Source organism: Bradyrhizobium sp. LA2.1, assembly GCF_040547725.1.
GTDB lineage: Bacteria > Pseudomonadota > Alphaproteobacteria > Rhizobiales > Xanthobacteraceae > Bradyrhizobium > Bradyrhizobium barranii.
The window spans coordinates 1-9,339 of the sequence record NZ_JBEPQI010000065.1 but is presented as its reverse complement, the minus strand read 5'-3'; the positions used below and the strand labels follow the sequence as shown (position 1 = coordinate 9,339).

The window sequence follows — 9,339 nt, the reverse complement described above, 5'->3', positions numbered from 1 at the left end:
GCGTCTCCTCAACCGACGCGGCCCGCGTCCACGACATTCGAATCATGGTTGCCCATGGATTCAGAAGCCCGCAAACAAAGCAACTGTAATGCTAGTTCGATCTGGGGCTGCTTCAGGTTAGCCTTAATCTCATACTGAATGCGATAATCCCGGTTGCGCGCCTTCAGCATCGGTAGAAATTCCTCAAAATAGTTGGCATCCAAGATATTGTCCGCTACCACGATATCGAGTGTCTTGTGCTTCGCTGCCAACGCCTCGATTTCATCTACCGCCTTGGACTGATTCTTGCTCTTGAACTTCAAGTTCGAACCATTTAGGCCGCAAAAGGTGCAATGATGTTTTTGTCCCCACCAACATCCTCTTGCATTTTCGACGATAAGGGCTGGTTGTATATACGCCTGGATCTCCGAGTTGCTCAAATGCTGAAAATAGGCTGAGTATTCCGGCCTTGGCACCGCGTCCATGTCTTCGTAAGCGCTCTGTGGACTCGTGATCGTATCACCGCCATCGCGCCAGCATAAATTCGGCACTGCAAAGAAGCTTTTCTTTCCCGAAGCCAAGTGTTCTAGGAGTTGATCAAAGGCAGTTTCGCCCTCCCCTCGGACGACGAAATCCAAGCAAGGAAAGTTGCGGTGAATCGCCATGCCTTGAGGGCCGTCACAATTGCCGCCACCCATCATAGTTACAATCTGGGGGCTGATCTTCTTAGTCGTCCGTGAAGAACCCTTATTTCAGGCGGGATTGATGCTTGGCTCGGCGAAGGGTGCGATGAGGATTTGGCGCAACAAGAGGCTGAGCCATCGGATGAGGCGGCGGAAGTTGTAGCCGGCGGCAGCGAGGACGGCGTTATTGGCGTCGCCTTGCCGGTACCAGAGATAGTTGCGGCCCATGCGGTGCTCGGCTTTGAGATGGCCGATCACGGGCTCGACGGCGGACCTGCGGCGCAACTCGCGCTTGATGCTGGGCGTTACCCCTCGCTTCTGGCCGGAGATGAAGACCCTGAACTTGTGGTCAGGTGGCGCATTGTGGCCGCGGTATCCCCTGTCGGCGAGGAGGCGTGCGATGGTGTTGCCGACCAGCTTTTCCATGTCCGGGATCACGGTTTCCAGGGTGTGACCGTCATAGGGATTGCCAGGAAGCGACTTCACGTGGGTGACGAACTGGCCGCCCTTGGCGTGGCTGAGCGTGGTTGCGACGGAGACCTTGACGCCGAACTCGTAAGGCCGATGAGCCTTGCCTTTGCCGATGCATTCGACTTCCGGCGCATGCAGGGAATAGACCTTCGGCCCACGTTGGCGCTGCTGCTGCTCGCGCACGCGCCGCGCCAGCGCGAGCAGTTTTGCGAACGCCGCTTCGAGCCCGCCATTGCCCTCGATCTTGCGGCCGATGTCGCGGATGACGCGGCCGAGATAGGTGCGCAGCTTCTTGAGCAGGCGATTGGCGCGCTTGAACTGCTTGGCGTGGGCATAGCGCTGATGCTGGATCAGGGCGAACTTGCCCACCCGCGCATAGGATTGGCGCAAATCCACCCCATGGAGCTTCGCCAGCCGCACCAGCTTCTCGCGCGCCCGGTTCAAAAGCTTCGCATCGGTGGGGAACATGACGTTCTTGGGCTGAACCGTCGTGTCGACGATGACCCGCGACAGCTCGGAGGGCTTGATCGCCTTGGTCCTGGTGGCAACCGACAGGCTCTCCTGGATCAGCGCCTGCAACCGCTCCTCGCCCATGCGGTTGCGCCAGCGCGTCAGCGACGAGCGATCGAACACCAGCCGGTGCTGGAAGAACTCCTCGCCGCAGAAGTACTGATAATAAGGGTTTTCCACCCAGCGCTCGCACAGCACCTCGTCGGAGAGGTCGTAGGTGTGCTTGAGGATGGCCAGCCCCGCCATCAATCGCGTCGGCAGCGGCGGCTGGCCAGGGCTATCCGTGTAAACCTCGCCGAATCGCTCTTCCAGAAATCTCCAATCGATCGTCCGCACCAGCTTCACCAGCGCGTGTTCCGTATCGATGATCTGGTCAAGACGTGAGCGAAACAGATCCTGCTCTCCGCTCTCCCGACGTTCCCGTGGCCGCATCGAACCCTCCGCTCAGCATCTCAAGAAGCAGAGAATCACGGCGCGAGATTCGAGGGAATCTGGAGGGTTCTGTGAGGTCGCGCTCACGCGAGGGCGCGGCAAGCGCTTATCACGCGACCTCATTGAAGCCGGATTGAACGAAGGCGCGGGAGAATATGCACGGTGGTGCGGCTATGAGGATAGTTTGAGATCGCGGGTTGCTATCGGCAGACTGCGGAGCTGACGCCGCGACGTTTTGGTTGCGCAATGGCGGCAACTTGAGACAGAGAGCATTTTACGGGCGGTCGCGATCGATGGCCCGCTGCATCGAATAGTTTCCGGCGCGCTGTTTGGCCGCACGGATTCGGCAGCGTCTGCGATGATCGAGACGATGGGATCATAATGACGAATGCCGATCTTCGTGCACGGGATGAATTGGCTCACGATGTGTCGCACCGGAACGATTGGGTTGGAGCGCCGGAACGACTGAAGCTGTGTCGAAAGCGCTCGATGATGCGCATGACGCCACCACAATCAGGACAGGCGGGAACCTTGGGCCACGTCAGAGCATCCGAATCTACAGGCGACGGCTCGCCATCGTTTGGCGCGGTCCGCTCACGATCGAGAAGTTTGCGGCAAAGGGCGAGTTTGGCAGCGCGATGGCCGTTGGCCATGAAGCCGAAGTGGCGGATGCGATGGAAGCCATCGGGCAGCGTGTGAAGAAGGAAGCGGCGGATGAACTCGTCGGCCTTGAGCTTCATGATCTTCGTCGCGCCGTTCTGGCGGTAGTCCTTCCAGGTAAAGGCGACGTGATCCTCGTCGAGGGCTACGAGCCGGCTGTTGGCGATTGCAACGCGATGGGTATAGCGGCCGAGATAGGCCAGCACCTGCGCGGGGCCGCCGAACGGCCGTTTGGCGTACACGACCCAGCTGATGCGCCGCATAGCGACGAGGTGAGCTGCGAAGGCAGCAGGCTCGGCCAGGGATGCGAGATCGCCGAAGAAGTTCAGGGTGCCGGCGTCGAAGGCGGCGGTCAGACGTTCGAGGAACAGGCGTCTGAACAGCCGGGCGAGCGGTTTGACGGCCAGGAAGAAGTTTGGTCGGCTGGCGATCCAGCGCGCGCTATCGGGCGAGAGGCCGCCGCCCGGCACGACGCAGTGGACGTGGGGATGGTGCGTCAGCGCCTGCCCCCAGGTGTGGAGGACGGCGACGACGCCGATCCCGGCGCCGAGCCGGCGTGGATTGGCGGCGAGCGTCGACATTGCCTCGGCGGCGGCTTTGAACAGGATCGCATAAACGATGGCCTTGTTCTGAAAGGCGATCGCGGCGATCGGAGCCGGCAGTGTGAAGACGACGTGGAAATAGGGAACCGGCAGCAGGTCGGCTTCTCGCGCGGCGAGCCACGCGGCCCGGGCTGGCCCCTGACACTTCGGACAGTGCCGGTTGCGGCAGGTAATGGGTGACGCCCATTACCTGCCTTATGGGCAAAGCCGGTAATGGGGAGCTGGCAATCGCGATCACCGTATTTTCCTGTGTATTGCCGCGCTCGAGCTCTCCATTACAAGTCGCCCGTGCGGCCCCGTCGGGTCGGCCACTGATGGCCGGTCACATACGGGGACGAACATGTGGGAGACGTACTTTTCGGCGGCGAAGATGCTGGGGCATTTGCGCAGCGGGTCGAGCGGGCCTTACCTTGACGGGTTTGCAGCGGCACTGGAGCAGCAAGGCTATGGCCCCGAGACAGCGGTACGCTATTTGCGAGCGGCGGCACGCGCGGCGATCCGACCGAGAAGCTCGATGCGATGGAGGCGATCGTGCCGCCCCACCTGCGGCGCGGCGTCTTCCGGCCCACCGACCAGCTGATCGAACTCCTCAGGCGTACCTCGTAATGGAGAGCGGGGTTTGGCGGTGATTGGTGCAGGAGCGCGATCAAATGCCGCCAGCTCCCCATTACCGGCTTTGCCCATAAGGCAGGAATTATAGGCGATGCGTGTCGTGCCGCAGTCGTCGCAAGCCTCCATGTGGCCGCCGAGCGCCTCGGTCCGGCACGCCACGATCGCGCTCATCACGCGCCGCTCGACCCGACCGAGATGACCGGCATGTACGCGGCGATAGGTGTCGCCATGCCGGCGCAGAATATCGGCAATCTCGATGGCGGGCCTGTTGGAGCGGCTGTCGGGGCGGATCATCACCCGCATCCCGCCGCGGATCATCGAGGTGGCGTCACCTCCAGCGACAGGCGATCGAGCGGGCTCTGCGTCGCCCGGATCGTATCGGTGGCGACCTGCGTGTAGCGCGCTGTCGACGACAAATTGTTGTGCCCGAGCAAGACCTGGATGATCCGGATATCGGTTCCGTTCTCGAGAAGATGCGTCGCGAAGCTGTGGCGCAGCGTGTGGAGCGTGACGCGCTTGGTCAGGCCCGCAGCCTTCACCGCCGACCGACAGGCGGCGTGCAACACGGTCTGATCGATCGGATGATCTTCGTCACGACCAGGGAACAGATAAAGCCGCGGCCGGGCGAGCCGCCAGTAGATGCGCAGGATGCCCAGCAACTGGGGCGACAGCATCACGTTGCGATCCTTCGCGCCCTTGCCGTGGCGCACCTGGATGACGCCGCGGGCGCTGTCGATGTCTTCGATCCGCAGTCCCGCGACTTCAGAGGCCCTGAGTCCGGCCGCATAGGCCGTGGTGAGCGCGGCGCGGCTCTTCAGGCTGGACACGGCCTCGAGGAACTGAACCACTTCGTCGGCGCTGAGAACGACCGGCAGCTTGCGCGGTTCTCGCGCATAGGGAATGCGCTCCGGGATGAGCGCCTCGCCGAGCGTGACGCCGTAGAAAAACCGTAGCGCACAGACGATCTGGTTCAGCGCCGGCCATGAGATGCCGGTCGAGACCAGATGCACCTGGAAGGCGCGGACATCTTCCAGCTCTAACCGGTCAGGCGATCGGCCAAAATAGCGGCTGAACTTCGAAACCGCGCTGATGTAGGATCGTTGCGTCGCCGGCGACAGATTGCGGACGGTCATGTCTTCGATCATGCGGCGGCGAAGAGGGCTCAAATCGGCCATCTCGATACTCCTGTCTGAGGGGTGGGCTCCAACACCCACATCCTCTCAGCCAGGAGGCGATCTACGCCACCTTGCCCCTCACGCCGCGGCAGCGGCTTCGTTCAATCCCGATCCAAAAGCCCGATTTCCGGCAAATCCGGTCACGGCAAAACGCCGTTTCCAGATTCCAAATCAACAGCTTGGGATTTCTTCACGGACGACTACCTTCGATCTCGATGCCGACGACATGTGGCTTGGCCTTGCATCGCGCTCTCTTCCGCTCACAGCGAACCGCGGCGGCCAGCAGCAGTTCTCGCTCGAGACCTGCTGCGCAAGAAATCGGCCCAACCGGGGGCTTTCGACCTTTCGACGGAAGCGTCCGAGAAAACTTGGGGCAAGACCACGCCGGTGTCAGTGCGTCACCCAAGAGCTAACTCAAGTATGAGTGCACGAATGGACAAATGAAGAAAGGTGACACAGGTATATATCCTGCCCGGGGCCCGCCCGCCCGGGGCGGGGGCTATCTGCTATCTGTCGATGACAGCGTGACAACAAGGACAGATAAAAAGATAGGGGTTAGCCACTCCTCCCGCTCGTCTCCAAAAGGCAGTCGTTTTCCGTAAGGTTCTCGCATGCGCCGTTCGCTTAGAATTGTGGGTCAATCGTAAGCGCGTGCAATCCCCGCCGATGGCGGCCTCGCGCCAACGGGAACACTTCATTGCGGCACAACGACAGCTAATATTTGCATCAAGAATAGTTGTTTCTCGTTAAATAAAAAAGACGTGATTTTATTCATTAATACTGAAACGATTTGTCCGTACAGAACAGCGAAGCACAACGATGACAAGGAAACAGAAATACAAAGACGCACACCTGACAGTAACTTAACTCAAAAAAAACGCATAACACACAACACATAATCCCAAAGGAGAACGTCAAACTCCACGGGGGGAAACCCACGCATAACAGACCAAGCCCAAAGGGGCGCATCTTATTCGCGAAAACAGCTTGCTTAACACCGCCTACCTAAGGTCAAGGTCCGCTCGGACCCGAGCCACCACATCAAAGTCGCCGAAATCCGGGCGACTCCAAAAGCCTTCTCCTTCATTCCGAAAAAAGTCAGTTCTGGGAACGACAAGGCAAGACCCATAATACCTCTGACCGACGAGGCCGCCTCCCAATGAGGCCATTTTTGTCATTATCAGCCGACGATAGAACGCGGCGCCGTATGGCGGAAGCTCGTATGCCAGCATTCTTGTTTTTCCCTCGCCGTCACGAAAGTGATATGGCGTCCCGGCAATAACATTAAGGTTCTGGGTGTCAGCACAGCTCGCGGCTATCGTCTCGGCAAGTAAGACGTACAGCATTTTAGGATCTCCATTAGCATCGCGCATAATTTGCTCTAGGATGCCGTCCGTCGGATCGTTCATGCACGGATAACCGCGGTATTCGGCTAGGCGATCGTCTATAATATCGCCCATAATGTCGGGATCTAAATTCACTCTCCACCCATCAGACGCGTCTAATATATCAGCGAAATAGATTTGCGCAGGCAGAAGTTCATCGCGGAGGAAGCTCTTATAACGCACGACCATCTGCTGGAGACGTTGCTCGACATCCAGCAGCACACATGAAATCTCACGATCGCAAGTAAATTTTGGACGATCTATACTTGGGAACGACATCGGAAAAGAAGGTGCAAGGTGGGGGCAGATGATGGAAAAGGGTAGTTGCGTTGTGAGTGACGAAAGATACCTATAGTTTATATAGGAACACTATTGACCTTTGGAGGTTGTGGACTTAGCAATCCGGGCTGCCCTTTGCAGAACGCTAAAGTTGTGCCCTTTGAACTGTGGCGAGAGCCAGCGGCTGCACAGAAGCTGCGACTCTACCCGACCCTAAGGGACACATCCAAAAAGATGCCTTTTATTGCACCGAAACGCCACCAAACGTACCGTTTGGAGATTACAAACGTTGCGGTCCAATAAAGGAAGAGAGCCCCTCTCTATATAAGCCTCATTTCGTCCTCACACTTCACCACGGACAATCAAACCTCCTCTGCCTCCATCTTTACTCTCGCCGAACACCACAAGCGTTCTCCCCCTCCCTCTCACGGTGGCTGTGTGGAACGTTCCAGGCGCATTCATGGTTAATGATAGTGCCCAGCTAGAGGGGCACCTCGATGCCCAAAGGTTGGCGTACGCAGCTGCGAACAATATTGCTGATGTCAATAATTTTAAGCTCGCGTACCTCTACATGTTCGACGCGGATGCTGTTATCTGTGTTCACAACCAAAATTTTCTTGGCCTCAATGGAAATCGATGGACTTGTGCGGCGAAGATTCCGGTTAACGGTCCGATAGGCCCGTGGAACTGGTTCCTAGCTGTCCCGCAGGCTTGGTGCGCTGCTAACGCCACAAACCACCAGACCCTCCGCAACGCCCTTGATTTTCCGGTGGTCGCATGGGGGCCCGTGTTACCAAGGCCGTGATCAAAGCCGCCACAGACCGGCCTGGCGCGTATTTGTAATGTTGTGGGTTTTGTTCAGTGAGCTTTTTATTTCCAATGGTTTGTAAGCGTTTCCTATTGTTGTTTTTCTTGTTTTCGTTATGCTTTTGCGCCTATGGCGTACATGTTGTTGTACTGTTCACTCAATTCAATAAAGCCAGGCACGTTGGCCTTGAATGCGGCATCGAACTTCTTGCGTGATTTCGTCATATCCGTGCTCCGTCGGTTCAAACAGAGCAGGACGCTTCACACCTTAACGTTTGGTCCTATTTCCGGGGTCCACTTCAAAAGTGACAAGGGCCTATGATCGCGCTCGAACAACCTCAATAATAAACTTCGCCTCGGTTTTTGAGCCGCAACGTCCGGACTTGGGCGAAGCCCAAGACTCGCGCGCAGCGCGAGCCGGACGTTGCGGCTCAAAAACCGAGGCGAAGTTTACATCACAATATATCCTGCCGCCGCCGCCGCAAAATACGCTTAGACTCGCCAGTTGACCTGCCACTGCTCTCAGCACCAACTTGGATCGGCACAAAGTTTGGCCTTGCCGGCCACCGCCGTAACCTGGCGTCGCCACACCGTGAGCAGCCCGCGGGAAACGCCGTTGCTCCGCGCCACCTCGGAGATGTTCGTAAGCGCGCATTTTACTGCACAGGCTGCGCGCGCGGCTGGCCGCGGCGTCGCGTGACGCCGGGCCCCAGCGGGATCATCGGAACGGCATGATTGATCCTGAGCGTTCGACCGTCAGCCGCTATCGTTGTCAGCTGGCAGGTTATTTTGAGCCGGTGTCACTGAACGGCCAACTTTCTCGTCCGGTGCAAAACGGCCTGATGTCGCGCTCCAGAACATTGTTATCGATCGGGGCGAGACCGTCACTGGTGTAACGGGTCAGATAATCCCATTGGTTGCGCGCATAGACGATCGCCTTGCCGGTCAAGCTTTCGGGTAGGACCTTCGGCGCCTGGTCGTCGAGCCAGGTCCGGAAGGCGGCCGATACCGGCAGGCTATGCTGCTGGCACAGCCGCGAGGTGTATGCGGCGCGCGTTTCGCCGTCGGGCGGCGTCTGGCGCGCCACCCTCTCGACCTCATACAACGCCTCGAAGAACTTGAGCGCCTGCAATGGCGGACCGCCAGGCTTTGTCCTGGCCTTGAGCGCATCGGTAAACTTCCTGCGCGCATGCGCCATACAGCCGAGATGGGTCGCGCCTGTCAGCGTGCGCCAGGCGTCATAGCCGTCGCTCATCAACAAGCCGCGATAGCCGGCCAGGAAGGCCTGAGGATGTTCCTGGCCGCGACCGAACGTACGCATACGACGAAGGCCGCCTGATTGACGCATGCGCGCGGGCAGGGCCAGGTCTACGATGGCGATGCGTGAAGGTCAGGCGGCTTGCATATCGGTGGGGTTGTCGGCTTGGCGCAGGAGCTTCCATTCCCAGGGCAGCAGTTCATGCAGACGCGATGCAGGAAGATCGGCGATACGGGCCAGGACGTCGGCGAGCCACGCCTTGGGATCGACGTCGTTCAGGCGACAGGTCGTGATCATCGTCAGCATGATGGCGGCGCGGTCGGCGCCGCGCAGGGAGCCGGCGAAGGTCCAGTTCCGTCGTCCCAGGGCGATGCCACGCAACGCTCTTTCGGCGTAAGCGCGATTTTCTCCGCACGGTGACGCCCGCGCTTTTGACGGATGGCCTTCGTATCGAGGGCGGCATCTGACCCGTTCAGGCAGCGGCGG

5 protein-coding genes and 3 pseudogenes are annotated in these 9,339 nt (G+C 59.0%); all 8 read right to left on the bottom strand.

Annotation, left to right across the window (positions count from 1 at the left end; genetic code table 11):
- Positions 1-8: 8 nt before the first annotated feature.
- A complete protein-coding gene (locus ABIB95_RS46975) occupies positions 9-680 on the bottom strand; it encodes a RiPP maturation radical SAM C-methyltransferase (RefSeq protein WP_354249172.1) in 672 nt (223 codons plus the stop codon).
- Between the two features lie 51 nt (positions 681-731).
- Complete coding sequence (locus ABIB95_RS46970; protein WP_354249170.1) at positions 732-2,075, bottom strand: IS5 family transposase; 1,344 nt, start codon at positions 2,073-2,075, stop codon at positions 732-734.
- A gap of 419 nt (positions 2,076-2,494) precedes the next feature.
- Positions 2,495-3,508 (bottom strand): annotated as a pseudogene (locus tag ABIB95_RS46965) (IS91 family transposase); the annotation flags it as partial.
- Between the two features lie 516 nt (positions 3,509-4,024).
- Positions 4,025-4,243 (bottom strand): annotated as a pseudogene (locus ABIB95_RS46960) (transposase zinc-binding domain-containing protein); the annotation flags it as partial.
- Between the two features lie 20 nt (positions 4,244-4,263).
- The gene (locus ABIB95_RS46955; RefSeq protein ID WP_354249168.1) at positions 4,264-5,124 is read right to left on the bottom strand and encodes a tyrosine-type recombinase/integrase; all 861 of its coding nucleotides are present in this window, start codon (positions 5,122-5,124) and stop codon (positions 4,264-4,266) included.
- Positions 5,125-6,125: 1,001 nt separating this feature from the next.
- Positions 6,126-6,731, bottom strand: a complete 606-nt coding sequence (locus ABIB95_RS46950; protein WP_354249166.1) for a RolB family protein — start codon at positions 6,729-6,731, stop codon at positions 6,126-6,128.
- A 1,660-nt stretch (positions 6,732-8,391) separates the two neighbouring features.
- A pseudogene (locus ABIB95_RS46945) lies at positions 8,392-8,904 on the bottom strand (IS66 family transposase); the annotation flags it as partial.
- Positions 8,905-8,985: 81 nt separating this feature from the next.
- On the bottom strand, positions 8,986-9,339 hold a 354-nt coding region (locus tag ABIB95_RS46940; protein WP_354249164.1), incomplete at its 5' end, for a transposase domain-containing protein.

Excerpts from the sequence above, each read along its gene's own strand:
- ABIB95_RS46975 (WP_354249172.1), bottom strand. The coding sequence starts at position 680 with ATGATGGGTGGCGGCAATTGTGACGGCCCTCAAGGCATGGCGATTCAC.
- ABIB95_RS46970 (WP_354249170.1), bottom strand. The coding sequence starts at position 2,075 with ATGCGGCCACGGGAACGTCGGGAGAGCGGAGAGCAGGATCTGTTTCGC.
- ABIB95_RS46955 (WP_354249168.1), bottom strand. The coding sequence starts at position 5,124 with ATGGCCGATTTGAGCCCTCTTCGCCGCCGCATGATCGAAGACATGACC.